The 25720-nt window shown below is 50.2% G+C and carries 24 protein-coding genes; all 24 read left to right on the top strand.

Translation table 11 applies throughout. The annotated features are described in order from the left end of the window. Positions 1–300 precede the first annotated feature (300 nt). The 24 genes from AC3IX4_RS29385 to AC3IX4_RS29500 all read left to right on the top strand — a co-directional run bounded on the left by AC3IX4_RS29385 (position 301) and on the right by AC3IX4_RS29500 (position 25705). Entirely contained in the window at positions 301–486 is a 186-nt protein-coding gene (locus AC3IX4_RS29385) for a hypothetical protein (RefSeq protein WP_489261609.1), read from the top strand. 250 nt (positions 487–736) lie between these two features. Beyond that, complete coding sequence (locus tag AC3IX4_RS29390; protein ID WP_411961122.1) at positions 737–1273, top strand: single-stranded DNA-binding protein; 537 nt, start codon at positions 737–739, stop codon at positions 1271–1273. A 74-nt stretch (positions 1274–1347) separates the two neighbouring features. After that, entirely contained in the window at positions 1348–2442 is a 1095-nt protein-coding gene (locus AC3IX4_RS29395; protein ID WP_489261610.1) for a recombinase RecT, read from the top strand. A 78-nt stretch (positions 2443–2520) separates the two neighbouring features. Continuing rightward, entirely contained in the window at positions 2521–3516 is a 996-nt protein-coding gene (locus AC3IX4_RS29400) for a YqaJ viral recombinase family nuclease (protein ID WP_489261611.1), read from the top strand. A 292-nt stretch (positions 3517–3808) separates the two neighbouring features. Continuing rightward, positions 3809–4855, top strand: a complete 1047-nt coding sequence (locus AC3IX4_RS29405; protein ID WP_489261612.1) for an AAA family ATPase — start codon at positions 3809–3811, stop codon at positions 4853–4855. Further along, a complete protein-coding gene (locus AC3IX4_RS29410) occupies positions 4852–5313 on the top strand; it encodes a hypothetical protein (protein WP_489261613.1) in 462 nt (153 codons plus the stop codon). The genes AC3IX4_RS29405 and AC3IX4_RS29410 overlap by 4 nt, the downstream gene beginning before the upstream one ends. 66 nt (positions 5314–5379) lie before the next feature. Continuing rightward, complete coding sequence (locus tag AC3IX4_RS29415; RefSeq protein WP_489261614.1) at positions 5380–6576, top strand: DUF3150 domain-containing protein; 1197 nt, start codon at positions 5380–5382, stop codon at positions 6574–6576. 67 nt (positions 6577–6643) lie between these two features. Further along, entirely contained in the window at positions 6644–8356 is a 1713-nt protein-coding gene (locus tag AC3IX4_RS29420) for a VWA domain-containing protein (RefSeq protein WP_489261615.1), read from the top strand. Between the two features lie 74 nt (positions 8357–8430). Then, positions 8431–8883: a hypothetical protein gene (locus tag AC3IX4_RS29425; RefSeq protein ID WP_489261616.1), complete on the top strand. Its 453-nt coding sequence runs from the start codon at positions 8431–8433 to the stop codon at positions 8881–8883. A 207-nt stretch (positions 8884–9090) separates the two neighbouring features. Beyond that, positions 9091–9336, top strand: a complete 246-nt coding sequence (locus tag AC3IX4_RS29430) for a hypothetical protein (protein WP_489261617.1) — start codon at positions 9091–9093, stop codon at positions 9334–9336. A 294-nt stretch (positions 9337–9630) separates the two neighbouring features. After that, positions 9631–11169, top strand: a complete 1539-nt coding sequence (locus AC3IX4_RS29435) for a DNA cytosine methyltransferase (RefSeq protein WP_489261618.1) — start codon at positions 9631–9633, stop codon at positions 11167–11169. Between the two features lie 226 nt (positions 11170–11395). Beyond that, complete coding sequence (locus AC3IX4_RS29440; protein ID WP_489261619.1) at positions 11396–11776, top strand: hypothetical protein; 381 nt, start codon at positions 11396–11398, stop codon at positions 11774–11776. Positions 11777–11839: 63 nt separating this feature from the next. Then, positions 11840–12571: a hypothetical protein gene (locus AC3IX4_RS29445; protein ID WP_489261620.1), complete on the top strand. Its 732-nt coding sequence runs from the start codon at positions 11840–11842 to the stop codon at positions 12569–12571. 243 nt (positions 12572–12814) lie between these two features. Beyond that, a complete protein-coding gene (locus AC3IX4_RS29450) occupies positions 12815–13129 on the top strand; it encodes a DUF5983 family protein (RefSeq protein ID WP_489261621.1) in 315 nt (104 codons plus the stop codon). Positions 13130–13552: 423 nt separating this feature from the next. Then, entirely contained in the window at positions 13553–13807 is a 255-nt protein-coding gene (locus AC3IX4_RS29455) for a hypothetical protein (protein WP_489261622.1), read from the top strand. A gap of 68 nt (positions 13808–13875) precedes the next feature. Next, positions 13876–14571 (top strand): hypothetical protein, encoded by a 696-nt coding sequence (locus AC3IX4_RS29460; protein WP_489261623.1) that lies wholly within the window; start codon positions 13876–13878, stop codon positions 14569–14571. A gap of 482 nt (positions 14572–15053) precedes the next feature. After that, on the top strand, positions 15054–15266 hold the full coding sequence (locus tag AC3IX4_RS29465) for a hypothetical protein (RefSeq protein ID WP_411961137.1): 213 nt from the start codon (positions 15054–15056) through the stop codon (positions 15264–15266). Positions 15267–16067: 801 nt separating this feature from the next. Continuing rightward, a complete protein-coding gene (locus AC3IX4_RS29470; protein WP_489261624.1) occupies positions 16068–17195 on the top strand; it encodes a DUF7146 domain-containing protein in 1128 nt (375 codons plus the stop codon). A gap of 884 nt (positions 17196–18079) precedes the next feature. Continuing rightward, positions 18080–18625: a hypothetical protein gene (locus AC3IX4_RS29475; protein WP_489261625.1), complete on the top strand. Its 546-nt coding sequence runs from the start codon at positions 18080–18082 to the stop codon at positions 18623–18625. 215 nt (positions 18626–18840) lie between these two features. Next, on the top strand, positions 18841–19899 hold the full coding sequence (locus AC3IX4_RS29480) for a site-specific integrase (protein WP_489261626.1): 1059 nt from the start codon (positions 18841–18843) through the stop codon (positions 19897–19899). Positions 19900–20057: 158 nt separating this feature from the next. Further along, entirely contained in the window at positions 20058–20360 is a 303-nt protein-coding gene (locus tag AC3IX4_RS29485; RefSeq protein WP_489261627.1) for a hypothetical protein, read from the top strand. Continuing rightward, the gene (gene traF, locus AC3IX4_RS29490; protein WP_489261628.1) at positions 20360–21388 is read left to right on the top strand and encodes a conjugal transfer protein TraF; all 1029 of its coding nucleotides are present in this window, start codon (positions 20360–20362) and stop codon (positions 21386–21388) included. The genes AC3IX4_RS29485 and traF overlap by 1 nt, the downstream gene beginning before the upstream one ends. Then, entirely contained in the window at positions 21372–22796 is a 1425-nt protein-coding gene (locus AC3IX4_RS29495) for a conjugal transfer protein TraH (RefSeq protein WP_489261629.1), read from the top strand. Before traF ends, AC3IX4_RS29495 begins: the two co-directional genes overlap by 17 nt. Continuing rightward, positions 22796–25705: a conjugal transfer protein TraG N-terminal domain-containing protein gene (locus AC3IX4_RS29500; RefSeq protein WP_489261630.1), complete on the top strand. Its 2910-nt coding sequence runs from the start codon at positions 22796–22798 to the stop codon at positions 25703–25705. Before AC3IX4_RS29495 ends, AC3IX4_RS29500 begins: the two co-directional genes overlap by 1 nt. Positions 25706–25720 lie beyond the last annotated feature (15 nt).

A 25720-nucleotide genomic window follows, 5' to 3' on the forward strand; every position in this document is an offset into this window, starting at 1 on the left:
GTAATTGTTCAGGTCGCAAGAGATCGTCTTGCAGCATTCATTTACTGCATTACGCCTGCCAAGAAGGTGTCTGTTGCTCCTTCGTCCGCCGAACCTCGACTAACTGGTGCAACTAAGCCTGACCTCCCAGCTGCTGCTTTGCAGAAGCTGTGGATGCCTCGGGATTGGTCTGCATACGACGCTCCTGCGTTTCAACGCATGAACCGAGTCGACTGAAGCAAGTGGTGCACCCTGCGGGGTGTGCCACCAAAACCCATCTGAGGATCGGTTTTGGTGGCACACCTCGTAAAGGACACTTCCATGATCGACGCTATCTACTGCATGCAGCTACGCGAGCTTCTCCTTGACCACAATCGTTGTGTCCCTGTGCCAAAACACATTGCTGACACGGTGAGCGAGGACCAGGTTGATTTTCGTTACGTCAAGAACTGGGCCGTGCAACAGAAACTTCTGCCGCAACATGCGGAAATTGGCCTGGTCGCTTGATTTGTCGCTTCACGCGCCGGAGAGGGCAACCTCTCCGGAAAGCGCCTTCCAGAGGCTGGCGAGTCTCGTCTCTGGAAGGCACTTTCCAACATGCCTCCTCTTCATAGCTTTCTCGTTTGCTCCCTGCGGAGCGACGGAAAAAGTGATTGGTGATCACTCAAATCAGACACCCACCTAACCCAACCCCCCTTGGGGCACTACGCCCCTATGGGGCGAGTCGTGCCCTTCATTTGTTCCTGGAGGAATAACCATGGCTCGTGGCGTAAACAAAGTAATTCTCGTGGGCACTTGTGGCCAAGACCCTGATGTGCGGTATATGCCTAATGGCAACGCCGTCACCAATCTGAGTCTGGCCACAAGTGAATCATGGACTGATAAGCAAACTGGCCAAAAAGTCGAGAAGACTGAATGGCATCGCGTGTCGCTGTTCGGAAAAGTTGCAGAAATCGCAGGTGAATATCTGCGTAAAGGCTCTCAGGTCTACATCGAGGGCAAGCTGCAGACCCGTGAGTGGGAAAAAGACGGCATCAAGCGGTACACCACTGAAATAGTCGTCGACATGCAAGGCACCATGCAGCTTTTGGGCGGTCGTCCACAGAACGCAGGCGCATCGCAAGGTCAGTCCAATGCAGCACCTCAACGGCCTCAGCCTCAGCAGCAGCGTCCTCAACCTGACCAGAATCCTCGTTCCGCACCTCAACAGAGTCAGCAAGGTGCACCACGGGATTTTGACAGTTTCGACGATGACATTCCCTTCGCACCCGTAGCTTATATTTGTGGCGTGTAAGGTCTAGATAGAACTCAACCCTAATGGGGGCATCGCCCCCAATTAGGGGGTATGCCCTCCGATATGGAGGCATCATGTCCAATCAATTATCACCAATTCAGGTTGTAACTTCTCTCGTTAAGCGGTCGGAGGAGAAGTTCCTCCACATGGTGCAAAGCACAAACGTGGGCCTCAACTTCAGCGCAGAAGCTCTGTATGCTGTCCAACAATTCAGCGGGAAAAACAAGGATTTCGCTCTCAAGATTGCCCAAAGCAATCCATCGAGCGTGATCATGGCAATGATCAACGTTGCAGCCGTAGGGTTGACTTTGAATCCAGCTTTGGCACTTGCTTACCTGGTACCGCGGGATGGAAGAATCATGCTGGACATCAGCTACCGGGGGTTGGTCAAGATTGCTACCGATACGGGCAGCATTTCATGGTCAAAGTCCGAGCTGGTTTACAGCAATGATCATTTCAAGTTTCGGGGCCCCGCGCAGCTACCCATTCACGAGTTCGACGCATTTGCGCCGATCGAAGAGAGGGGTAAATTCCGCGGTGGTTACAACATCGCAAAACTGCCAAGTGGAGATCACCTCGTCACCCCTGTGAGGGCTGAGAAGATTTTCCAGATCCGGGACTCGTCTGAAGCCTTTAAAAAGGACAAGGGACCCTGGGTGAACTGGGCAGAAGAGATGTATCTCAAAACCATCACCAAGCGGGCCCGTAAGGATTGGCCGCTGTCCAGTCCGCGCATGGATACCGCTATGGAGATTCTGGATATTCAGAATGGTGAGGGGTTCTCTGGCGATCCTGACGCTGTGATCGACGGTCAGGCGATGCTAGTTGAGCCAACGGTACCTGTTGTTGTCCCTTTGAGCTCTGGCGCGGTTAACCAGGCTTACGCCACTACCGGTAATCAGACTGATCACCATATGGTGGCTGACGCTGAGTTCGAGGAAATGGGCAGGAGTGAACTCCCAGCTCAGTTTGACCCTTCCTCGATTCATCCGAAGGTACTCCAGCGCATCCAAAGCGTTGTCGATCGCGCGTCGTCCACGGGTTGCTGGCAAGCCGCTCGCGACTGGTTCGATGAGCAGTCAGGTTTCTCCGCTGAATTGTTGCGCTATTCGAAAGAGCAGCTCGACGCTGCAGAGGCAACCGCTCAACAGCAACAACGATCGATGTGATGACATGCTCATCATCCACCATTAACCCAAGAGGGGCTTACCCCTCTTGGGGCAGCCCCAACACACGAGGAGGCTGTTATGCGAGTCGTTGATGTTGGGCAAAGGACTTCGCAATGGCATGAGTGGCGTAGGGGCGGTGTTTCGGCCTCCAACGCAGCTGTCATCCTGGGAAGCTCCCCCTTCAAAACGCCATGGCGTCTGTGGGGAGAGCTTCGCGGCGTGTTGCCGATTGATGATCTTTCACGAAACCCATGGGTTCGACACGGGATTGTGCATGAGCCTTATGCACGGTCATGGTTCGAAGAGGAATACGACACCATTGCTTTGCCAATGTGTGCGGAATCCTCGATTCACCCTGTGATCAGGGCGTCTTTCGATGGGATTCAAAACCAAGGACGACCTGTTGAAATAAAGTGTCCTAGCACAAGCAATTTTGAAGATGTACTCGTAAATCGTTTAGCGAGTAAGGGGTACCGGCTGTACTACCCCCAGGTTCAACACCAAATTGCGGTAGCGGGAGCAGACATGGGGTATTTGGTTTTTTACCATCCTAGCCATGCTCCGGTGGTGTTCGAAATTCAGCGAGAAGATTCTTTCATCGACATGATGTTGAATCAGGAGCTGGAATTCTGGGAGATGGTTCAAACCGGAAAGCCTCCAGCGAAGGATCCAGAGCGCGACCACTACACCCCCGAGGATGCAGTGAGAGTTCAATGGGCCCTGCATGCGGACCAACTTAAACGAGTCGAGTCTGATCTGGTGAAAGCCATGCAGACCGTCAATGTCTGTAAAGGACAGCGAGAGTCTATTCGGGATGAGCTGGTCACGTTGATGGGGGGGTATGTTTCAGCAAAAGCTGATGGCATATCCATCACGCGGTACATCCAGGATGGAGCGATCGACTGGAAGGCTGTAGCAATGCAGTTCGATCCTGATCTGTCCGACGAGAAATACAGTGCTTTCCGTAAGGTCGGTGGCAGTCGCGTACGGTTGACCGTCGATGCGGATGCTTCAACTACATCCGCTTCTTTGGATGAAGTGCTTGACCAGATGCGAGGAGGCATTTGGTTCTGAGGAAAGGTGACTGGGGGGGCTAAAGCCCCTCAGTTATTCTCCCCCTGCAAGGGGGTGACGGGCCCGTTGAGCTGGTCGAGAGCAGGCGTTTCAGATAAATTTCTATCAGATGTTTTTGGTGAGGGCTCCTCTGACCAAAGCTATCTGTATTAAGAATCTCGCTCTGTCGTCATGGTACGACAAGGCAAGTAAGTGGCTGGTGATCACTCAAAACAAACACCCACCTTCCTACGACCCATCGGGACACACCGTCCCGTTGGGGCTGGCGTGTCTCTTTTTTTGGAGATACACCATGCAATTTGACGCTCAAATCCCGCTGTCCTCGTTTGGAATTCAAGCTCCCGTAAGCGTTCCTGGTTTCTCACTAGGCCACGCTCATCAGGATTTTGTACCAAAGGTCTCAGGCAGCTATAAGTTTCGCCGCGATTTACTTCGCTCGGTATTGTCCTGGTTAAACGAGCCGATGGATGATTCGCTGTTTTTGGTTGGTCCTACTGGGTCAGGCAAGACGTCGTTGATTCTTGAAGCAGCAGGACGCCTCAATTGGCCTGCACTGCAGACCAACGCTCATAGTCGACTGGAATGGCCAGAGTTAGTCGGCCACCACTCCATCACCGTAGATCCACCCACTGGCGATCAGAAAATGATCTTCGTGGATGGTCCTCTTACTATGGCAGTTGAACGAGGCTACATCTTCATCCTTGATGAGATGGACTTCCTCAATCCTGACACCGCTTCAGCGCTCAACGCAGTGCTCGAAGGGCGCCCTTTGGTTATCGCCGAAGATGGTGGTCGAATCATTCATCCCCATCCGAACTTTCGCTTTGTCGGCACTGCCAACACGGCTGGTCAGGGAGATGAAACCGGCTTGTACGGCGGAACCCAGCAGCAAAACCTCGCAACGATGGACCGCTATCGAACTCTCCGTGTTTCCTACATGGATCCGGACGATGAAGTAGGGGTGTTGCAGGCTGCGTTGCCAGGTGTTGATGCTTCTGTCTTGCAGCCATTCGTAAAGATTGCGAACAAGATTCGTGCCCAATTTATTGGCTGCGATCAGGAAGAAAGAAACCGTATCGTTGCAAATGCGAATCCTAGTAGCACTGGATCTGCAACTGCTGACGAGCGCGGGCAACTCACGGTAACCATGAGCACAAGGACCTTGGTTCGTTGGGCGAAACTCCAAGCTGGTTTGGCGAAAACGCCGTGTCAGTCGCCACTTTACGTGTCGATGCGGCAGGCGCTGACAAACAGAGCCGATTTTCTGCAGCGGACTGCTATTCACAAAATCTGTGAAGAGGTGTTTGGCGATCAGCTGTGGAAGGAGACCGAGGCATGATCAGCATTTGCTGGACGGTGATGGATGCTCAGCACGCGCTTGATGCAATGCCAATCTTTCTCTCTGGTATTGGAGACGACGATAGTGGTTCGAGGGTTTACCAGGAGCTGGCGCCTGCATGGGCTGAGTTGGAAAGTGATCTCCAGGGTTTCGGCTCAGGAGCAGTTCACCTTCAACACAAGTCTCAGCGGCTAAAGCTGATTCTGCTGGTAAAGCTCGCCGATTTGGTTACCGAGGGTGGCACCGAACTCGTGTTGTTCTCGCAAGAGGATGATGAGCAAGGTGTCACGCTTGATGCCAAAAAGATCACTTCAATGTTCATGGTACCGAACCCTTCACCGGGTTCAGATGATGAGTTGTACCTCGAGGCACTCGAAGCGTTAGGTGTCATCGCCAAACGCCTCAACTTACAAGCCATTTTTGCTGACACAGACGTCCCCACGGGCGTCTGGTTCTAGCCAAAACCTTAACCCAGCGGGGGTGTCTCTACCCCGCAAGGGAGGAGCACCTTTAGGAGATGCTCCATGAAAATTCAAGACGTAAAAGTTCTTCAAGAAGTTCTGCTGTTCGGCCTGGATATCAGTATTTGGTCCGGTCGGAAAAAGCTCAAACCAGAAGACTTGGGAGTAGTAGATCTACCTCCAGAACAATTGGTCAGCCTAGGTTCAAAACGGATCTGCGATCCGGAGACGACCAAGGTTTTCGATCGATTGAAGCGCCGGGCAATTCGCGCATGCGAGGAGGTTGGCGTTCGCTTCTTGGGTGGCTACGCCGTTCCCGTTTCGAGATCGGTTGAGCTAGCAGACAAGCTGGATGCGATTGAACGTGAGTTTGTCGACGCTCGGACCATCTTTTGTAAGGACTACGATAAAAATATTCAGGAATGGCTCGACCAGGACTGGATCGTTGCTAACCCGAACTTCAGAGCGGCGCTGGAAGTAGCAATCACTCCAGTGAAGGTAGTTGAAAGCCGATTAGGGTGCCATTACACGGCATGCCGTTTGGCTCCTGCTGGTGATCAACCGGTTCTCAACCGAGGTTTGGAGAAAGAAGTGAATGGGCTAGCTGGCCAGCTGTTTCGGGAGATTGCGCAAGCTGCTCGTGAAGCACTTGAAAGCAGCTTTCTAGGAAAGCAGAGCATTGGGCAGAGGGCGGTAAACGCTTTAAAGAAAATGCAAAGCAAGCTTGCGAGTCTTTCGTTTCTGAACCCACAGGTCGCTAGTGTCGCGCAGACGTTTGACGACGTTCTGATGCGACTGCCCGACAAGGGCGATGTCGAAGGTCAAGATTTTCAGCTGGTACTTAGTCTGATGATGAATTTGTCAGATGAGTCGAAAATCATTGATCTGGCCAGGGGATTTCACGCTGCAGCAATGGGCGTACAAATGGCGGAGGATGAGCCGGAAATAGATTTTGAAACGCCTGCACAAGCGGGTGTTGAGGAGTCTGCTACAGCTTCACTACCTCAGACTTCGACACAAGAGACACCGGTTGATCTAGGTGAGGCAGATCCTCTGCCTGATCTATCACCTCAGCTCGTAACCGGGATCGAAACTGATTCCAATAATGAATGGAGCCACCTTGGTCAGCTTTCGACGGCTCAGGCTCTTGAGCCGGTCGTTGAGGCGACACCAATAGCTCAAACCACCATCGAGACTACGAATTTGAAAGTGGTGCCTCCAGAGGCGCCGCCACTTCAATCGTCGCAAGTATGGTTTTAAAACCCACCCTAATGGGGCATACCGCCCCTTTAGGGGTGGTGTGTCACCAGTTTTTCGGAGACACACCATGAAGACTTTGACCAGTGCAATGCCAATCGTTGCCCGCGCCCTCGCTGATAATTTAGGGGTGACTTTACGATTTGGCGGTGCTGTCGCCAGTACTGACGGCAAGGTTATTAATTTGCCAAACATCGATCCTGATGACGTGAGGGGAGCCGAAATTGCTTATGGCTATTTGGCTCATGAGGCCTCACACGTAAAACATACTGACTTTAGTCTGGATGTTTTTGGTGGAGTCGAACCATCACCAGTCGAAGCTCGAATGACCAATTTGGTCGAGGATCTGCGGATCGAACAACTGATGATGAATGAGTATCCCGGAAGTAGACGCGACCTGGATGCATTGGCTGTTCATTTATTCAGGGGCACAGACATACGACAAAACAGTCATCCAGCTGCGATTTTGCTGAACGGTCTCTTGTTGAATGGATGTGCAAAGTATTTGCGGCAACCGATTCGCGAAGAGGCAGACCAGGCTCTTATGGCTATGGTCGAGGTTCTTGGAAAGGGCAAAACCGCACGAGTCATGGGCTTGCTTGGTGCAAGCGTTGCAGGTCTTAAAACGACAACGGAGTCTTTTGGGTTAGCGAAAAAACTTCTTTCAGTTTTGGAGGAAGAGGATCCGGAAGACGAGGGAAGTCCGCCGCCGCAACCACCAGAATCGGCAGATGGTAAATCTGATGACGATGCAGGTGAAGATGCTAGTCAAGGCAAACCTCAACCTGGAGAGTCCGCGGATTGTGAAAATGGAGAAGGATCGCCTGCACCATGTCCACAAACGCCAGGCGACGAAAGCGAAACGAAAGACGACCTGCCTAACGGTGACAGTCTTGCCCAGCAAATCATAAACGCCACTGAGGGTGACCTCGATGGTGTGATTTCGGACAAGGGTGAAGCGGCTTCAGAGTTATTGAGGTCATGCACTGACAATGGTCAAACAACTCCCGCGGACTTTCACGAGCTCAGCGCAAAGCAGAGCGCTTCTAGCGATCTGATAGCGAGCAGAGCCTTGGAAAGCTCTATGGGGCTTAGAACGGTGCTAAATGGGCTGATGCAGGGCGTTAGGAACACCAGGCCGTCGGTACGACGAACTGGCAGATCTCCAGATAGCACTCGCATTGCAAGACTTTTGGTAGGTGACAGTCGGATTTTTCGACACAAGGAACCGACCATAAAAACCAATGCGGCCCTTCAAGTCCTGTTGGATAACTCAACATCCATGTCGTCGACGATTCAGCAAGCAACAATTGCAGTCGCATCGTTGTTGCAGGCGATGGATGGCCTTCCAGGTGTGAACCCGGCAGGTTACCGATTCCCGGTTTATTCAAACGGGCGGTTGGGCGTGGCACCGATTATGAAACACGGTGAAATGTTCCAAAAAGCTAAACGTGATGGTCGTTTCGCAGTGAAAGTTGAAGGCTGCACCCCCCTTGCGGAGGCGCTTTGGTCTTTGGCCTCACTTCTGGTTCGTCAACGTGAGGATCGTAAGATTCTCATCGTTGTGACCGATGGCGATCCTGATGACGTTGGGGCTGCTGTGGACATTATCGAGCGTTGCCGCAATAGCGGTATCGAAGTGCTCGGAATCGCCATGGGTACTCCAAGTTCAGAGTTAAAGGCGCTGTTCAAAGCCAACTACCGCTACGTCAGTGGCGTTGGTGAGCTTCGGCAAGCACTCTTTGAGCTCGTACAAACTGTTTTGACATCAAACGTGGCCTGACACCAGTCAGCCATAACTCAGTGGGGGGAGCGCCCCTCTGGGGCTGCTACCTCCGCAAAATCTGGAGGTGCAGCATGCAAATGAGTTTTCTTGAGGCGCCGTCGGAGAGTGAAGTAACACTCGCCGTACAAAGCAAAGCACCACAACGTCGACGGCGACTCATCGCTGAAGTGGAACAGTTTTCGTTCCTCGATATTTTGGCGATGCCGGAAGACGTTTTTATTCGAGTCAATTGGACCGATGCAGATATCCAAGTCATGTATGACCGTATTCTGCGGGATGCTCTACAAACGGCGCTGGACAGGCGAGCAAGCACTGAGGTAAGGGAGGAAATCTGGAGTTGGATCAATGACGATTCGCTACGGCCTTTCAGTTTCAGGGCTTGTTGCACTTTAGGCACGGCTATCACGGAATGGGGTGTGATCGATCACGACACCCTGAGAAGCAACATAGCTGGAATGGAGAGAAGAACCCACCGAATGAGGGATGCAAAAGCGCAGACTCAAATGCGCAGAAACGTCGCTTAAATCCCACCCCCCTTCAACAGGGGGTGGTACTTCTAGACGACTTTGTTGGCCTGGTTTGAATAGCCCGGCCAACAAAGTTTTCTGGCTCGTTCGCTGCGCGATCGGGTTTGAAATGTGCTTGGTGAGCACTTGAAATGAACACCCACCAAACCAACCCAGCGGGGTAAGCCCGCTGGGGCTTTTCTCCGCGAAATCCTGGAGAAAAGTATGAGTCCAATTATGGTCGCAGCGCGCCTTCAGGGCGACGCGAGGGTCACAAGAAAAGCTTGGTCAACCTGCGGGGATGTGAAAGTTCACCTGTGGGAACTATCCACCGGTGAGGTCATCATTTTGCGACACGTTGGCAGCGCATTTGAAACGCCATCGAAGCTAACGCAAAACTTCGACGATCTGGTTAATCGGTTTCGGGAGAAAACGCAGAATCGTGTCTTTACCCCCGACATCGTTCATTGATTAAGGGCCTTCTGGCCAATACATTCCCTGCCGGGGCATGGTCCTTCTTCACCGGAGCACACCATGTTCAATTCTTCAGTCGTTTCCTTTCCTGATCGCGGCCCGTGGGGGCGCTCCAGCTACCGCGGTAATTGCACAGGTGCTGCAAAACGAAGAGTTTTTTGAGCGTGTGAAGCCCGGCGTGTATCGGCTGGCTTCCTGATAATCGAATGGCCACATCTGTGGCCAGTAATCCCTAACAGGGGGCGATCTCCCTGTTAGGGAAGGTCGTGCCTCCAGCATTTGGAGAAATACATGACGACCATTATTAACGCGAAAATTGGCGAAGCTCGCCAGAAACCCTCGATCTGGATGGAGGGACAGAAGCTCACGCACGGTGGATTAAGAATCGGCGACAAGTATTCGATACGCTCTGATAAAACAGCCAGACGTCTTGAGCTGATCGCTGTTCCCGCTAGTTTTGTCGGCAGTACGTTTACTGTTTCAAAGCGAGAACGAAACGGGGTTATACATCCACTGCTGCAGTTGCGAACAGATGAAATTCGAGAGGTCTTCGAGGATGACGAGAAGGTAAGGATTGCAATTCGAAATGGGCGCATTGTCATTACGGCACTGCAGCTTCAAACGAAAATCCGGGAGCGACTCAAACGTCTCAAAGAGAAGCTGGCGCGAGGAGAGAAGCTGGCTATCACCAGCCTTTTCCACGGTGGTGGCGTACTCGACAGAGCAATTCACTCGGGACTTCTGAGAGCTGGTGTCGGGTCATTTGTGCAAGTGGGTGTTGAGCTTGAAGCGGAATATCTCAACGCATCTTTGCGCAATAACCCGGATCTTTGGCAGGCGGATTCCATTGCGATTTGTTCAGACATTCGGGACGTCAGCTTGGAAGGCAAGATACCCCAGTGCCAGATCCTGATAGCCGGGGTGCCATGCGTTGGGGCATCGAAGGCTGGACGGAGCAAGAACCGTTTAGAATTTGCTGAGGATCATGAGAGCGCAGGGACGTTGTTTTTTGACCTTCTGGAATGGGTGAAGGCAACTAATCCCGCAATCTGTATTTTAGAGAATGTGACTGAATACCAGAACACCGCTTCCATGGCGGTTATTCGAAGTGTTCTGATTTCTCTGGGATACACATTGAAAGAGACGGTGCTGGACGGTTCGGACTTCGGCGCTCTCGAAAGACGTAAACGGATGGTGCTGGTAGCCTCAACCCCTGGCATGGGAGATCTGTTTTCTTACGAGAACCTGGTTTCCCGCAAAACTAGAGAGGCTTCAATCAGCGAGATTCTGGAGGACGTTGCGCTAGATTCGCCTCGCTGGAAACCATACACATACCTGGCCGATAAAGAGGTGAAAGATATCGCGGCAGGTAAGGGTTTCACTCGTCAGTTACTGACGGGGGAGGAGGGCGGTTGTGGGACTATCGGGCGCCACTATTTCAAAGGAAGATCAACGGAACCCTTCCTGATCCACCCCGAAAATCCAGAACTGTTCCGGCTTTTTACACGGATCGAGCATTCGAGAGTCAAAACAATCCCTGCAGTTGTTACGGAGGGAGTATCGGAAACTGCGGCGCACGAAATAATGGGGCAGAGTGGCATATTTGAGAAATTTTCCTCGCTTGGTGAGGAGTTGGGTTTTTCACTACACCGAACTGCTCCTGTTATCTCAGCCGCATTGCCAAAAGAGACATTCAGTATGGATGTTCACGACTGTAAAAGGGGGGAGGCAAGTGGGTATGAACCAGTTGTTTCCCATGATTTCGATCTGACCATGCAAATGCGACCTTTGAAACACGTCGTTGGTACCACACTTGAAATGTTGCTGTAAAAACACATCAATGATGTAATAGCTGTGGCCCTTCGGGGTCACAGTTTCATTGAGTCTTCTTCCGCGGCTCAGACGCCGACGAAAGCAGATTCTTGCGTTCAGTCTTGAGACTGATCGTTTGATAGTGACTGGTGATCACTCAAAACAAACACCCACCATCTGAGTTACTTCAACCCCAAAGGGCTACCACCCTTTGGGTTGGTTCGCCCTGACACAGGAGCGTCCCATGTCTGCCAAGAAGATTCTTCTTCTTTCCCACGAAAGTCAGGCTTTACTCGTTTCCACCCTATTTCAAGTAGCGCAAGCTTCTGATTCTGATGGTCGAGTGAAAGCTCTTCTTGATCTACTCCAAGCTGAAAACACTCTGTCGGAGATTTTGTCGGCTGCAAAAGAAAACGGTCTCGATTTCAGTCAGTGCGTTCGAGAATTTGGAGAAGATGTTGAATCGAACGCTTTTGCGGTAGAGGCTCAAAACCAATACTGCACAGGCTCAAGTGACAACATTGAAATAGACTCACACGCTGTTATTTCTGAAACCGACAGTGGCGCCTGGGTATCTGCCTGGCTCTTCGTCGAAACTTCAGCTGCGTGTTTATCAAATTATTGAAAAAACCAAACCATCGGGGTTTACCACCCCTTTGGGGTGCGATCCCTTACCAGGAGATACACCATGCGTTTTCAACAGTTCGATAGCGCTGTACCTGAAAGTCACGTACATCATTTGGTAGCTCCTTCAATCGAAGAGACTCCCCTGGCCAGCAAAATTCGTTTGATGAATGAATCTGCGGCCCGCGAAAATGAAATCAGCGCTAAACGCCGCCTTGAGGTTCGGCAACGAGTCGTGGCTCTTAAAAGCCAAGGCTCTATTCGCTCCTTTAGACGCGCAAAAGATACTCGGTCTAAGCAGTTGTCCGGGCCCGACCGTATGAAGGCTTTGCCTAGTCGGACGGAAGAAGATCAGCTGTGGAACCGTGTGTTAGGCCAGAGTGTTCCGGAGATTTTTTACGACTATCAACAAGAGGTCGACAAAGAGAGTCTGCAGGAGGATATGGACGCCTACGCGCAGTATTTCCAAAACTGCGCTGAAACCGCACCGGAGATTGATGTGTGGTCCGATGCGTTGATGGGGGAGATTACGGCGTTCGGGGCATTTCCCTATAAGCACCAGAAAGGAGAAAAAATCAGCTACATGATTCGCCTCGGTACCCTTGAGGTATGGGGAGTCGATCTTGAACGCTGTATGGTTGAATATGACCTAGATATCGGAGACCGAATCGCACTTAAGCGAATCGGAAAGGTTCCAGTACAGGTCCTCCAAAATGTCATTGACGTACAAGGCAATGTCATTGGAGAGGAACCAGTTACAGTCGATCGCGTGAGTTGGATCGCGAAGCGTCTGTGATAACGGTAGCACCCGCACAGGAGGACCACCCCCTGTGCGGGGGATTTAAACTATCCAGCCTTTGAATCTCTGATTCTGCTGGTTATTCTTCAGCCAACGACATCAACAGAACATTGACTGTCGCCTTGAGGCGCCAGGCACTGATCAGGCTGCTGACCTGACAAAAAAAACAGCCACCTTAAACAACCACCCTGGGGGATCCAACCCCTATGGGGTCGTATCCCCTGATATCGGAGATACGACATGAAACTTCTGGATATTGCAGCTGTACAAGCAGTCGAGTTGTCTACTGCACACATCACGCAAGCTGATTCCGAAAGCCTCGCACGCTTTGCCGCGGATTACGCGGCGGGGAGTGACGATGCGCCTTATGTTTTTGATTCCAAACATGGTTTCTTGATCATCGTTGGCGTTATCACTGTGGCCAAAATCAAGCTGTCAGCTATCAGCAACGAGCTCGCACAGTTACTTGATGCCGCCTTAGATGAAGGGCTGTTGATTCTGGCCTTTGATTCTGACGGAAATAGGCATGATGAACTTACGAGTTTCGACTGGTAAGCAGGAATGGATCTATACAATGATCCGTCACTCAACAATTCACCCGGCTGGGAAATCCAATTGGTTGCTAACTCGGAAATGAGTTCGCGAATACCAAAAGGAGGTCAGATTTGTTACTCGAATTTTTGGGTTAGAAATGCTTATACAGGACGAGAAATAAAGATTACAGCTCCATCGGTGACGCTAGCGGTCGCTCATGCCTTTCTCATTGACTGTGGTGAACCAAGGAAAGTTGTATCGTCAGAACGCATTAATAATCAAATCATCGATCACCGATATGTTGTCCGGTGTGGAAACTGGTTTGCTGACGAAAGAGAGCTTATACAAATGTGAACCCTGCATTTTGCAGATATTAGAACGCCAATTGGCAACCCATTGGGATTTTCGTCCCTCTGGGCGAAGTCCCGCTCAAAGGAGTAGGACATGCAGCCGATTCAAGTGTTTGCCAGGAAGGAACCAGATATCACCGGTGAAACTGAAAACTTTGATGTTGTTTTTTACAAAGATGTATTTTGTACAGAGTTTGTTGCCAGGGTTCCTTGGTATTACAAAGAAATTATGCCGAAGCAAAACGAACGAAAAGTCTTCCTTAACTGTTACGAATGGCACCTTCTATGGCGTCCAACTGTTCACAAAGCACAAGGAACCGAAGGGAGTCCGATTTATAAGGCTGCGTAATTAAACGCCCGCAGGGGAGCACCCTGCCGGGGTCGCTCCTTCTGTCAAATTTGAGCTAGGAGCGAAATATGAAAACTGCTGAGTTTATTTATGTGGGTGATGCCCAGGTTAAGCAGGTTTTGGCTACTCTTGTAAACCAAAGCGCATGGTTCCAGCTGGACCCTCGGCCATTTGAAGAGTGGGCAATTACTGTAAAATCTGAGCACGCACCACGTATGCCTCTAGTGTTCTATGTTGAGCATGATGGTGATACGTGGAGATCAGTGTTTCCACCTCATTTGGAGCAATTCGCGAGTAAGCATTCAACATGGTCCGAAGCTGCGCAGTGGATCAAAAATAATGCGGGTGCTGATGCAGAGATTAAAATTCTAAATCAGTTCAACAAAGCGTTTAGGTTTACGCTCCAGGGTAAGGTGTACGATATACATGCTAATGATTACGACCAAGCAGTTGTATTTGCAGCGTGTGAAAATCATCAATTTCGAGAGCAATCCTACTCGTGCATCGAAATTCGTCAGGATTCTGACCTCGTACAATTAGAGTTACAGCAGCCCATCCCGTTTGGGTTTCGGATTCACTTCGATAATTCAACGCTATCCGGTTTTAGGATTTGCGAAGGTAAATCAGGGGGCTTCGTAGCTGAAGAAATGAGGAATGGCGTGTGCTGGCAAGCATCTGAGGTGCTTCTTTTTCCTGAAGTGCTTGCTTGGATCAGCAAGAAGCTATCTGGGTTTCAAACGTGGTCTGTTTGGCACGATGTTTAACTCAATTAAGTGAGAGCTCTATCAATTATAAGTCTCCCCCCTTAATGGGGGGAGACTTAAAGATGCCTTGCACACCATTTGGTATCGGTTATTCTTTGAACAGAGTCTTCTTCCGCGGTTACCAGACCGACGAAAGCAGATTCTTGCGTTCAGCCTTGTGGCTGTACGTCTGATAGTGACCGGTGATCACTTAAATTAAACACCCACCTTCCTTAACCCTATCGGGCCTCACCCCGATAGGGGCGAAGCCTTCATAACTGGAGCTTCCAGAATGCTAGACATCCTGATCACACTTATCACGCTGTTCCTGCAGTCGTAAGTTCGTCCGACGCTCCCGTTAGCGTTCAGGACTGAATTTTCGGTAAGAAGTCGAGCAACGCTCGCAACCCATGAAGGGGAAATCCCCTTCATGGGATCTCCGTGACCCTTTCTTTGTGGGCCCAACAACCCAAGCCTGAAAGGAGGGCGTTACGGAGTAAAAGATGAAAAACTTGATACTGCTCTGGATCAAAGACGCGCTCCTCAGCTTGGGGGGTGGCTTCCTTGTGACGGGCATTTTCTTGATCGCTACGACTGCCGAACTCAGCATCGATGGCCTTTTCTGGTCTGTGGTTCTCGGCACGTTCGGAGCGCTCATGATTGTCGGATCATTGGCCCTGGTCATCCTTGTCGGCTTTCTCGACAGAGGCGGTTGAATCTACTGATTTTCTGGTAGACTCAACCCAAGTCCACTGAAGAGGAATCGAAATGATGAGTCCCCTTGGTATATATGTGACATCGGCAATGTTATTCACGATCGGCGTAATTGGCGCTGCCTTCTGGCTCGCTTATCACCTAGACGATCGTAAAAAAGTGCATTAAATCAAACCCCCTTTATAGGGGGTTTTTTCTGGAGTCTTCTTCCGCGGCGTTTTAGCCGACGAAAGAAGATTCTTATGGTCGGCCTTGAGGCTGATCGTTTGATAGTGATTGGTGATCACTTAAAACGAACACCCACCTATCGCCAATAGGCAAACCCACGCGGGGCTACTTCCCGCTGGGAGGCAGCTTCGCCTCATAGAGGCATTTATATGGCTGCAGAAATCTCCACTTTCCGCATTGCTGGGCTTCAACAAATTGGTAACGGCTGTTTTCGAGCTGGCTCCAACATTGTTGAGGTACTTTTATGTGGCCGGGTGATTGTCGTTTATTCGGGGAGCTCTTATGAGTAACCAAAACAAACCGGCGCCACCTAATCGAGTTGTCGTGGCGGCATTATCGGACGATTCATTTGTGCGAATGATGCTTCAGCTCTGTGACATACCTCAAAGAAAGAAACCTCAAGAACCTGATCCTAAAAAGTAGTTAACAGATCAGGTCTGAAATTAAACCCTAAAGGGGGACATCCCCCTTTAGGGGTGGTGTCCCCCAAGATCCCTAAAACCCTGTCTGGGGCTTCCCAAAGCCCTTCTCGAGGTTTTTGGGAAGCCCCAGACGGGCTTTTCCTGGAGGACACTATGAGAAATTTAAACGCCAAGACTGTACGTGAAGCTGCGCTGAATAAATGGCCAGAAATTCTGAAACATTGCATTCCATCTATTAGCGTTGCGTGCGAGAAAATTGGTAAACGCATCGCCTGCCCAGTTCATGGTGGCACTGATGGTTTCCGGATTTTCAAAAAGAACGGCGAGGGCGCTGCAAAAGGGGCAGGGGGCTGCAATACCTGTGGCTTTAAAGGTGACGGTTTTGCATTGTTGATGTGGTATCGACAGGCCTTTAGACCAAGCTATGTTTTTGCAGACGCGGTCGAAGAGGTAGGTCAGTACCTAAACATTGTCGACCGAAAGGATGAGCGAGATGCAGCACGAAACAACCAACTTGAAGCAGCTCACATCCAGAAACTTCAAGAGCAGCGTAATAAGCAAATCAAAGATAAAGATGGCCGCATCCGCTTCATTTTGAAACGGATCTGGCGAGAAACTATCCCTTTGACCCACCCTCAAGCTGAAGCCGCAAGGCTGTATCTCAGCTCTCGAAAAATCCTAAATTGGGACATGCCTGGCTATGAAGCCAGCCTTCGTTTCCACCCAAACCTTCGATCGTACAATGAAGAAGGAGATTTTGAAGGGGAGTATCCGGCGATCGTCGCGCTAATACGCGATGCATCTGGTGTGCCGGTTACGCTACACAGGATTTTTCTTACCGTAAAAGGTGAGAAGGCTCCAGTTGAGAGCGCCAAAAAAATGTGTCCGTTTCCGTCCGATAGGTCTGTAACAGGCGGCTCTATCCACCTGGGGAGAGCCGGTGAAGTACTGCACGTTGCAGAGGGCATCGAAACGGCTATGGCTGTGTCGATGGCTATTGGAAAACCAGTTTGGCCCCTTATCAACACCGGGTTGATGGAGACCTTTGTTCCCCCTTCGGGAACTCAAGCAATCGTCATTTGGGAGGATAAGGACCTTTCTGGAGGTGGGGAGAAGGCAGCAAAGGCCTTACAAGCTCGCGTGTGGGCAATGGGAATGCAGTGTGCTCGCCATAGCCCGTCGTTATCGATCCCATCTGGAGAGAAGTCTGTAGATTGGAACGATGTATTGATTCAGCTGGGTCGTTTCGGCTTTCCTCAAGCCAAACGTCAGGCTGCTTGAGGTACATTATGCCGAGCTACACAATACTTGGTGCCATTAGAGGGCCAGTTTTAAACTACAGCCCTCTTAAATTAGGTACTCCCATTATCTTTGATATGATAGTGAGGCAAAGAAGCATTGTTCGAAAGGAATAAAGGCCGCTATCTAGCGGCCTTTTTTAATGCCAATGAAAAATATTTGCCAACGCGCAATACAAAATTTCTAACTCGTCGAAGATTGCGTTTACTCTCAGTGGTGTATCCTACCGTTAGATTACAGCCCAGGACCTAACATGTCGGTTTTATCCATCAATGTCGACGCAAGATACCTGCCAGATGAGAACAAAATTCATTGCATCTACTCATGCGATGGCAAAGCACCACGTTCCCTAGAAGTGCGCTTAACTCACCCTCTGCGCGATTGGTTGTCTCAAAAAAATGATGAGCGGGCTACTCTGATCGCGACGTGGTTCTTGCTTGTTCATTTTGAAATTGCCGGCCAGAACAGGTCTGGAACAGGGCTTCGGATCGAGTTTTTCAAGGAACAGGTCGTGCGAGCGGCACGGCTCCAAAGCTCTACGGCGGGTCTTAACAAGCTTGCAACTTTTCTTCGAACTCAGTTCATCGGCGCCAAAATTAGTCAAAATGCTCTAATAGCGCCACATGCTGGCGTTGAGCCTTTTGTATGCGCCACGTGGTCAGACAGCACACTTCTACTCCCCGGTGCTTGGCTTCCGGGTTTAGGGTTCGTCTCAATACCCCCATACGCAATTCATAGATATTTCCAGCGAACGCGCGGCGATCTTGCCCTGGACAGGGTTTTTAGAAGAATTCAGTCACATATAAAAGGGGCTCTACCTCTAGCCACTCTCCCCAAAAAGGTGCTGAGGGATAAAAGAGCATTTTATGGTTCCCGCCAAGATCACACGTTTTACTTCCAAAGTAAGACTGGGTGGCAAATGGTTATTGAAGAAAGGAAAGGAAGGCTATCTCTTGCAACTATATATCAGCGACTCGTTGACCAATGAGCAGGCCGAGGAAGTCATTCGTGAGTATATACACACGCATAGGCATAAGATGCTCACGATACTGCGCAGCCAAGATCCAGAGCTACACAGAAAGGTATCTAAGCAGTCTAGTAAAAAACAAGTTGTTGCACTTGCTAATAACATGACACTTGTGTCAATGCTTTCACATACATTGTTATATGGATATGGTTTTCATCCTCAGGCAGATGTCATATTAAGATCCAACATGAAGTCCTATGAAATAAAATCATTGCGTGTTGATAAGGACAACGATGGAACGCCTCTCCAAATATTTGCCACAATTGAGCGACTGGCTGAAAGCGGCGCCGGTGATTTCTCGGTTGATTCGCGCACAATTTTGATCTCAGAGCTCATATCAATGGTGACTGGCGATACGGTGTCCCTGGTGGAGATACAGATTTAATGATCAGTCCTGGGCCGTTTCGCGAGATCAGAGGCAACGAGAACGGCCTTAACCCGATGGATCGAAAACCTTTAGCACGTGGGACATTCTTCCTGTATTTTTTACTTATCTAAATGGTTGCTTTGAAAAGTAAATGCTATAAGGAATGTGTTTTATAGCGTGAAGACGACTAAGGTAGATTTTAAATCCTTGATTCCACGCGCGGAGGCACTGCGATGGACGGTTCAAATGACCTGGCCAGGTTCGACATTGACACGTTGTTGTCCGAGGATGACCAGAACATTATTCCGGTATCAGTAAGGCACCCTGACAACAATCCCTACAGCAATTTCATTCGGCGGCTTGGCCCTGGTTCGAAACTGACTATGAGATATGCGCTTCAGGAAGTGGCCACCATGCTCGGCGCCGAGGATGTACCTCTACCAGAAGTGGCTTGGCAAAAGGTAGAGAGAGTCCACCTTTACGCTCTCGTGGAAAAAATGAGGCTTCATGGCTACGCCTCTAAGACCTGCGGCCTTTACCTGTCCGCGTTACGAGGCGTTTTTAATGAGGCCAAGCACCTTGAGTTGATCAGTTACGATCGGCTGCATAGCCTTCGCGAGGTCAAACCATTCAGCGAATATCGTCTGCCAACCGGTAAATTTGTTGAGGAGCAGGACTTTCATAAATTGCTCGCTGATTGCGCCGGAGATTGGCGGCATCAGGGGCTCAGAGATGCGGCAATAATCTCCCTGCTTTATGGATCCGGACTTCGGCGAGCGGAGGGGGTAGCTATTGATCTACAGAACCTTGACCAAAATGAGTGGTTCGTCACGGTTGTTGGCAAGGGAAACAGGGAGCTCAAAAAGTGGATAGCCCCAGGAGCTGTAAAACGTATTAAAGCCTGGCTCGATATCCGCAATGAAGCCATTGGAACAGAAGGACCTCTGTTTACGAGAATACGAAAAGGGAAAAAGCTGTTGCTTCCGCAGCCTGAACCTGGTCACCAATGCAGTGCAGTCCCTGAACCGCCAAGGGTTTCGCCTGGCGTAATTACGAAGATGGGCCTTACACCTCAAGCGATTTACTACATCCTCGAAAAACGCTCGAAGGCTTGTGGTGTAAAGGTGAAACCGCACGATCTCCGGAGAACCTTTATCACGCGAATGATCGATAAACACGGTGAAGGGATGGCACAAAAATTAGCGGACCATGCCAACGTTGCCACCACTCTTGTGTATGACATGCGCGGTGACCGTGAGAAACAAAAAATTATGAAAGGCGAAGACTTCTAACGTCTGTACCTGGATTCATTGGCTCAGCGGATTCTTTCCCCGAACGACAACTCACTGAAACCTGACCCCCAACGCGGGGGCAAACACCCTCCCCCCGCTCAGCTCACTTTCACTACCTTACTCCTACATAAAAGCAAACCGGGATAGGGAGTTATAAGGTGAGCGTCTCCATGCCTTTCAGTTACGCGGGTAACCTTGCCCGTGATGCTGTACGCCTTGTTTCTGACGCAAAGTCGGATTTTGAACAGGACTACAAGCACAAGTACGGCTCCAAAATGACCTTGGCTCAGGTAGCTTCAGAGCTAGGTCTTTCTGAAATCACCATGATGAAAAAGCTAGGGAGCGCTCGATTTGAGCATCTCCCATGGGTTCTGCCGATCAGAAATGCGAGGGTTCGCCCTGGTCGTAACGATGCTTTTTCAACAATCAAAGTAGCTGCCTTCGCTGCCGGTGATCGCTGATGAGTCCACCTCGATCCCTACTGTTGCTGTTGAGTGTTGCAGCCATAGGCATAGCGCCATTCGTTACAGCTGATGTCCAGAGAGAGGGGAATAACCCTGAGGCGATTGCTGGCCAATCGTTTTACCAAGGGAAAAGTGAAGGTTGGTTTTGGTACCAGGAGTATCCGGAACCAGAACCAGAGGTAAAGAAACCCGCATCACTGCCCTCCCCTCAACCCCTGCCTAAACCAGAAGAGGTGGTGAAGGCTGATCGAGACGAGTCAAAGCCTTTCACATCCGCTTGGATCAGGGCAGAACTTCCCAAATTTCGCGATCGGGCGATGGATGATCCAACGCGTGAGAATGTGCGCGCTTACTATTATCTACAGCGCATGGCGATGGATAAAGCTACAAAGTTCTCTGAAATGTCGACTAACGTCATTATGAGAGACCCATTTCTCGATGAAGACTCACGACGCCCCCAAGCAACTTACGCTGCAAATGCAATGGCGAGGGAGGCACTGGATAAGCGCAATGAAGTCGTAAAAGAAATTGGCACTAAATCAGGCCTTTTTTTCTTCTTCAAAGGCAATTGTATCCTTTGCACTGAGCAGGCTGGAGTCTTAGTAGCGCTACGTAACGCCACAGGCGTTCCGATTATCCCGATTTCACTCGATGGCGCTCCGCTGGACAATCAATTATTTCCTGACTTCAAAATTGACTCCGGCCAAGCGGAACAGCTCGGAATTTATCAAACCCCTGCACTTGCGCTGGCGATTCCTCCATCTACAACTGAAGTCGTTGGGTTTGGGGCTGTAACACTTGATACGTTACTGAATCGGATAGTTGTCGTCGCAAGAGACGCAGGGCTGATTAGCACTAAACAATATCAGTCGACTCAACCTGTATTCGATAACGGATTGCTCATTTCCAAAGAACTTCAATCAGTCGACAAAGAAGTTCTTGAAGATCCTGCCCAACTTTCTCAATACCTTCAAGACCATTTGCGCGAAACCGTGAGGATGAACAACGATGAAATTGCCCCGTAAGTCTTTGTTGTCACTGATGCTCACTGCTTCGCTAGGCCTATGTGCGCAAACTTCATATGCTAACCTTAACTCGCAGTTGGATAGTATGTTTAGTAACATGTCAAACACAACTGCGCCTGGAGCCTATGAAACCGCGCGCCGTGGGGTTCTAACTGGTGGTGCATTTACAACACGTAACAAGATTATGACGACATCGCTTGTTTCAATTAAACCACCTTCATTCGAATCTGGGTGCGGTGGAATCGATATGTTTGGTGGTTCGTTTTCATTTATTAACGCCCAGCAATTTGTTCAATTACTGCGCTCCGTGGCTAGCAACGCGGTGGGTATTGCATCGGGTTATGCGTTCAACATGGCCCTGGACGCATTATGCCCTACATGCCAAAAACATATTGAGACTCTGCAAAAGAAAGTGCAGCAGTTGAACCAGCTGTTTTCGAATAGCTGCCAGCTCGCGCAAGGCCTGGTCACAGACGCGTTCAGCGCAATTGATAGCAAACGCGAATCCGCATCAAGTACTAAATCGGTGTCCAAAGGTCTCTCTGACGTTTTCGGCAGTTGGGGCGACTCTACCAAATCTACTAGCTCCAAGAACTTCGAAGCTGGTGTTTTTGAGATGTGCAAGGATCAAGGTAACGTGCTCTGGTGCTTGATGCAGGAGAAGAATACCAAAGGAATCTATACGTATGGTGACACGCAAACTCAAGAGCTGATCATGAGTATCGTCGGATCCATCAACCTTGGCGCGCCTGATCAAAATGCTGTAGATGGCAAAGGTAAGGTGCCTAGTATCAGCTACATCCAGCCCACGGGGCTGAGCTTGAAAGACTTCCTTGAGGGGACTGGGGATGGGACCGCTCCGGTGTATAAGTGTGACGATGACGACTACTGCACTAAGCCTTCGATGAAGGAACTCAAGATTGAAGGCTTAGCTCAAAAAATTGAAAAGGCATTCAGTGGTGCCGGTGGCAGCATTGGGATCATCGGTAAGTTCTATCATAATACCGGCTCGTTTTCTGATGAAGAAAAACGAATGATCGGTAGTTTGAATGGCACTCCTTTCGGGACGATGATCCGGAACCTAGCAAGCAGATCTGATAGTCTTGCTCGTACTTACGTTAGAACTAACGCGCGGGTTATCGCGTTAGCAATGTCGCAATACTTTATGGACGAGTTATTGCGCGGGGCCGATATGGCGCTTGCTGGTGCGACCATTCCTCATACTGAAGAGGCGATTCGCAAATTATCCGAAGCACGCAAAAAATTCGACTCTGAGATTATTTCGCTTAGAATGCAATTCGGAGGCGAACCTCAACTCATTAGCCAGTATCGTGAGTTTATGGCTGCGATGCCTAAGACCAGCTTATTCATTGGCCGTCCTGCCAACTATCCAGAGGCGTCGAACTGATGGCTGCTGAATTCACTATTAACTCTATTGGTGATGCCCGTTTTTTGGGAGAAATCCTAAATGCCGTGGCTATGATCTCTGGTACAGGTGACGTCGAGGCCCTGGCCCGCATTGGTCTGATGTTTGGTGTTTTTCTGATCGCTTTTCAAGCTGTTAGTAATAATACCGGTATCCAGTTCCATAAATTGTTAGTTTGCGTCATTCTTTATTTGGCTATGTTTGGCGCAACAGCCACCGCTATCGTTGAGGACAAATACACAGGGGCTGTAGAGGTAGTAGATGGAGTACCTCTCGGTCCAGTTGCCGTGGGTTCATTTCTATCAGGTATTGGGATAACCCTTTCTGAGTTATTTGAACAGGGTTTTTCTACCCCTGCCATGACTCAGTACGGTTTCGCTGATCCTCTCGACACCCTTATGAAATTTCGCCGTGTCACTCAAGATATGACAGCGATTCCAGCGTTTAATCAGACAGGGGGAGCTGGTGATCTATATACCTCCTGGATGAACTATGTGCGTGAATGCACAATGGTGAATGTTGAAAGAGATCCGAGCGCTTTTAACCATATCAAGAATGAAGGGTCACCCATGCAAGCCCTTCGCTTCGATTCTGCCGTATATGGGACTTTGATTTATGCACCTGGTGGCGAAGAACTATTAAATTGCTCGGACGCTCACACCCGATTGGTTGAATTGACCACTAATCAAATGCCGTCGTTGATGGACTCTACCAAATCCGCATTCCCAAAGCTCAACGACGGCTTCGAGGTAGAAGGAAAAGTAACCGATTCACTAAACTCTTTAGGCATTGCAGCGTCTGACGCTCGTGAGTTTGCTTTGGCTAGCGCCCTGCTCCCTATCTTCCAGGATGGGCCCTCTTCCAAAGCTATGGCGGATATGCAGGACGCCGCGGCGATAATGATGAGCCAGGCGATGATGCAACAGAATACGCAGTGGGCCGCGGAAGGGAATATGTTTGTTCGAAACGTCAGACCGTTTCTGACCTTCTTCGAAGGCTTTATTTACGCGATTTCACCACTGATGGCATTCATCCTTGTACTTGGTAGCCAGGGTATCTCGATGCTTGGAAAGTATCTTCTGATGGCCGCTTGGATGATGCTTTGGACCCCCATAATGGCGATCGTAAACCTGTTCATTATTTCTGGGGCGAAATTCCAAATTCAAAGCCTCATGCTGAATCAGCTTCAGACATCGCAGATTACGTTCGAATCCGTTATGCAGGTTGAGCGCATTTTAGGTACGTGGGTTGGTGTGGGTGGCTACATGGCTGCGTCTGTGCCTGTGTTATGTGGCTTCCTCGTTTGGGGCGGTTCCGTTGCGGGAATGAGTCTCGCAAATCGAATGAATGGTCGAGATACAATTGATGAGAAGGCTGTTAGCCCCGATGTGGTTAGTCCGGGTGCAGGCCTTGCTATGTCCGCGCTTGCTCAGAATGACCCAACGATGGGTAGCCGAATTACTAATTCTGAGATGAACCGACCGAATCTCAACGCAAACTCAGCCCTCACCAGCTCCGTACAATCGGCTCAACAGACTGCCGAGGGGGCTCAAACCTCGCTCAATCAGGCTTTCAGCCGAGGTGTTCAAAACTCCTATCAAAATGCTAGCTCTTCTACTGACCTGGCCTCACTCGGTCAAACCGTCGGCGGTGCCTATGGTGCTACAGGGTCATCGTCATACAAAGACTTTGCGTCGCAGGCCCGATCGGAAGGTATTTCCGAAAAATCTGTGAATGCTTATATGGGGGCAATTGGTGCGAGTGGATCTGCGGGCTTCGAAGCACTCGGCACCGGTGGCAAACTGTCTGGCCAGATTGGTAAAAACCTGACTGAGTCTGACAACAAAGACCTGAGTAGACTTGCGCAAATTGGTGAAGAGACGGGCTTCAACAAGGCTTTGACGGGCTCCATCAATAAAGGCGTCAATGCTCAACAAGCCCATTCGTTATCCAACGCTGAAACCTCGACATTCTCTTCGTCGGACTCTGAACAGATATCCAAGCAGTCCCAGCAAACGCTGTCTGCTCAGAAAAGTTATCAGGAAATGTCTGGGCTGCAGAACATGTTTGGTTCGTCGAGCTCGATAAAGCTCGATGCAGTGGCCCAGGACGTTCTTAAGTCGGAAGGTGCTGCTGAGCGTCTACAGCAAGCAGTGTACGGTTCAGGGTTACAAGAAAAAGCTGCCTCCTTTGCTGCGACATATGGCTCAACGATGGCTGATTCTAAAGCTGCGCAAGTTGCAGGTATGGTCCAAGCATTGGCAACAAGTGGTGATTGGGAAACTGTCGCCTCGGTGATGCCAGGTACTGCGGGGTTCGGTGTTTCTAACGACGCGCACAACTCTAATTTGGCTATGAAGGGGCCCTCGGCCGATGGCCAAGCGATCTCAAATCGTTTTGACGACCTGGGCGTTCAGGACATGAGTTCAGCAGCTGGGGCCGGGGCACGTGACTCGCTTTTCGAACGAGGCAAAACAGACGCTACCACGCTTGGTAACTCTGGCATGGTGGACGCCCGAGCAGATCACCATGAACGTGCAGAGCAGCTTGCTGTGCCTAAGGTTGGCCAGTTCGCAGCCGGAGAGCGACTAAGCCACGAAGTTGCGCAAGAAACTAGCGGTGTTATGGGCGCAGCTCTCGAAAAAGGGGCCGAACTTGGGATCGTCCACCCTAACGCTGCTGGTGCCTACGGGCCAGAACAGCTAAGAGCGGATTCGCCTGTACCAGCTTCATTAGATAATCCTGACACCCGTCCAAGCGCGATGTCTCCGGATTTCGCACCGCGGCAGGCACATGCTCAATACTCTGGCGGGCATGACCCACTTGATGTACCTCAGCTGCCAGCTGAGAGCGGGCCTACGGATAAGCCCCCTTACATGCCAGGCAGTTAAAAAAAAAAGCCACCG

Source organism: Pseudomonas sp. KH_021 (genome assembly GCF_057838865.1).

What these genes read in the sequence shown, in the direction of transcription:
- AC3IX4_RS29470 (WP_489261624.1), top strand. Translation starts at nt 16,068, where the DNA reads ATGAGAAATTTAAACGCCAAGACTGTACGTGAAGCTGCGCTGAATAAA.
- AC3IX4_RS29430 (WP_489261617.1), top strand. Translation starts at nt 9,091, where the DNA reads ATGAGTCCAATTATGGTCGCAGCGCGCCTTCAGGGCGACGCGAGGGTC.
- AC3IX4_RS29390 (WP_411961122.1), top strand. Translation starts at nt 737, where the DNA reads ATGGCTCGTGGCGTAAACAAAGTAATTCTCGTGGGCACTTGTGGCCAA.
- AC3IX4_RS29400 (WP_489261611.1), top strand. Translation starts at nt 2,521, where the DNA reads ATGCGAGTCGTTGATGTTGGGCAAAGGACTTCGCAATGGCATGAGTGG.
- AC3IX4_RS29480 (WP_489261626.1), top strand. Translation starts at nt 18,841, where the DNA reads ATGGACGGTTCAAATGACCTGGCCAGGTTCGACATTGACACGTTGTTG.
- AC3IX4_RS29455 (WP_489261622.1), top strand. Translation starts at nt 13,553, where the DNA reads ATGCAGCCGATTCAAGTGTTTGCCAGGAAGGAACCAGATATCACCGGT.
- AC3IX4_RS29425 (WP_489261616.1), top strand. Translation starts at nt 8,431, where the DNA reads ATGCAAATGAGTTTTCTTGAGGCGCCGTCGGAGAGTGAAGTAACACTC.
- AC3IX4_RS29405 (WP_489261612.1), top strand. Translation starts at nt 3,809, where the DNA reads ATGCAATTTGACGCTCAAATCCCGCTGTCCTCGTTTGGAATTCAAGCT.
- AC3IX4_RS29415 (WP_489261614.1), top strand. Translation starts at nt 5,380, where the DNA reads ATGAAAATTCAAGACGTAAAAGTTCTTCAAGAAGTTCTGCTGTTCGGC.
- AC3IX4_RS29440 (WP_489261619.1), top strand. Translation starts at nt 11,396, where the DNA reads ATGTCTGCCAAGAAGATTCTTCTTCTTTCCCACGAAAGTCAGGCTTTA.
- AC3IX4_RS29385 (WP_489261609.1), top strand. Translation starts at nt 301, where the DNA reads ATGATCGACGCTATCTACTGCATGCAGCTACGCGAGCTTCTCCTTGAC.
- AC3IX4_RS29410 (WP_489261613.1), top strand. Translation starts at nt 4,852, where the DNA reads ATGATCAGCATTTGCTGGACGGTGATGGATGCTCAGCACGCGCTTGAT.
- AC3IX4_RS29500 (WP_489261630.1), top strand. Translation starts at nt 22,796, where the DNA reads ATGGCTGCTGAATTCACTATTAACTCTATTGGTGATGCCCGTTTTTTG.
- AC3IX4_RS29495 (WP_489261629.1), top strand. Translation starts at nt 21,372, where the DNA reads ATGAAATTGCCCCGTAAGTCTTTGTTGTCACTGATGCTCACTGCTTCG.
- AC3IX4_RS29475 (WP_489261625.1), top strand. Translation starts at nt 18,080, where the DNA reads ATGGTTCCCGCCAAGATCACACGTTTTACTTCCAAAGTAAGACTGGGT.
- AC3IX4_RS29395 (WP_489261610.1), top strand. Translation starts at nt 1,348, where the DNA reads ATGTCCAATCAATTATCACCAATTCAGGTTGTAACTTCTCTCGTTAAG.
- AC3IX4_RS29445 (WP_489261620.1), top strand. Translation starts at nt 11,840, where the DNA reads ATGCGTTTTCAACAGTTCGATAGCGCTGTACCTGAAAGTCACGTACAT.
- traF (WP_489261628.1), top strand. Translation starts at nt 20,360, where the DNA reads ATGAGTCCACCTCGATCCCTACTGTTGCTGTTGAGTGTTGCAGCCATA.
- AC3IX4_RS29465 (WP_411961137.1), top strand. Translation starts at nt 15,054, where the DNA reads ATGAAAAACTTGATACTGCTCTGGATCAAAGACGCGCTCCTCAGCTTG.
- AC3IX4_RS29435 (WP_489261618.1), top strand. Translation starts at nt 9,631, where the DNA reads ATGACGACCATTATTAACGCGAAAATTGGCGAAGCTCGCCAGAAACCC.
- AC3IX4_RS29460 (WP_489261623.1), top strand. Translation starts at nt 13,876, where the DNA reads ATGAAAACTGCTGAGTTTATTTATGTGGGTGATGCCCAGGTTAAGCAG.
- AC3IX4_RS29420 (WP_489261615.1), top strand. Translation starts at nt 6,644, where the DNA reads ATGAAGACTTTGACCAGTGCAATGCCAATCGTTGCCCGCGCCCTCGCT.
- AC3IX4_RS29450 (WP_489261621.1), top strand. Translation starts at nt 12,815, where the DNA reads ATGAAACTTCTGGATATTGCAGCTGTACAAGCAGTCGAGTTGTCTACT.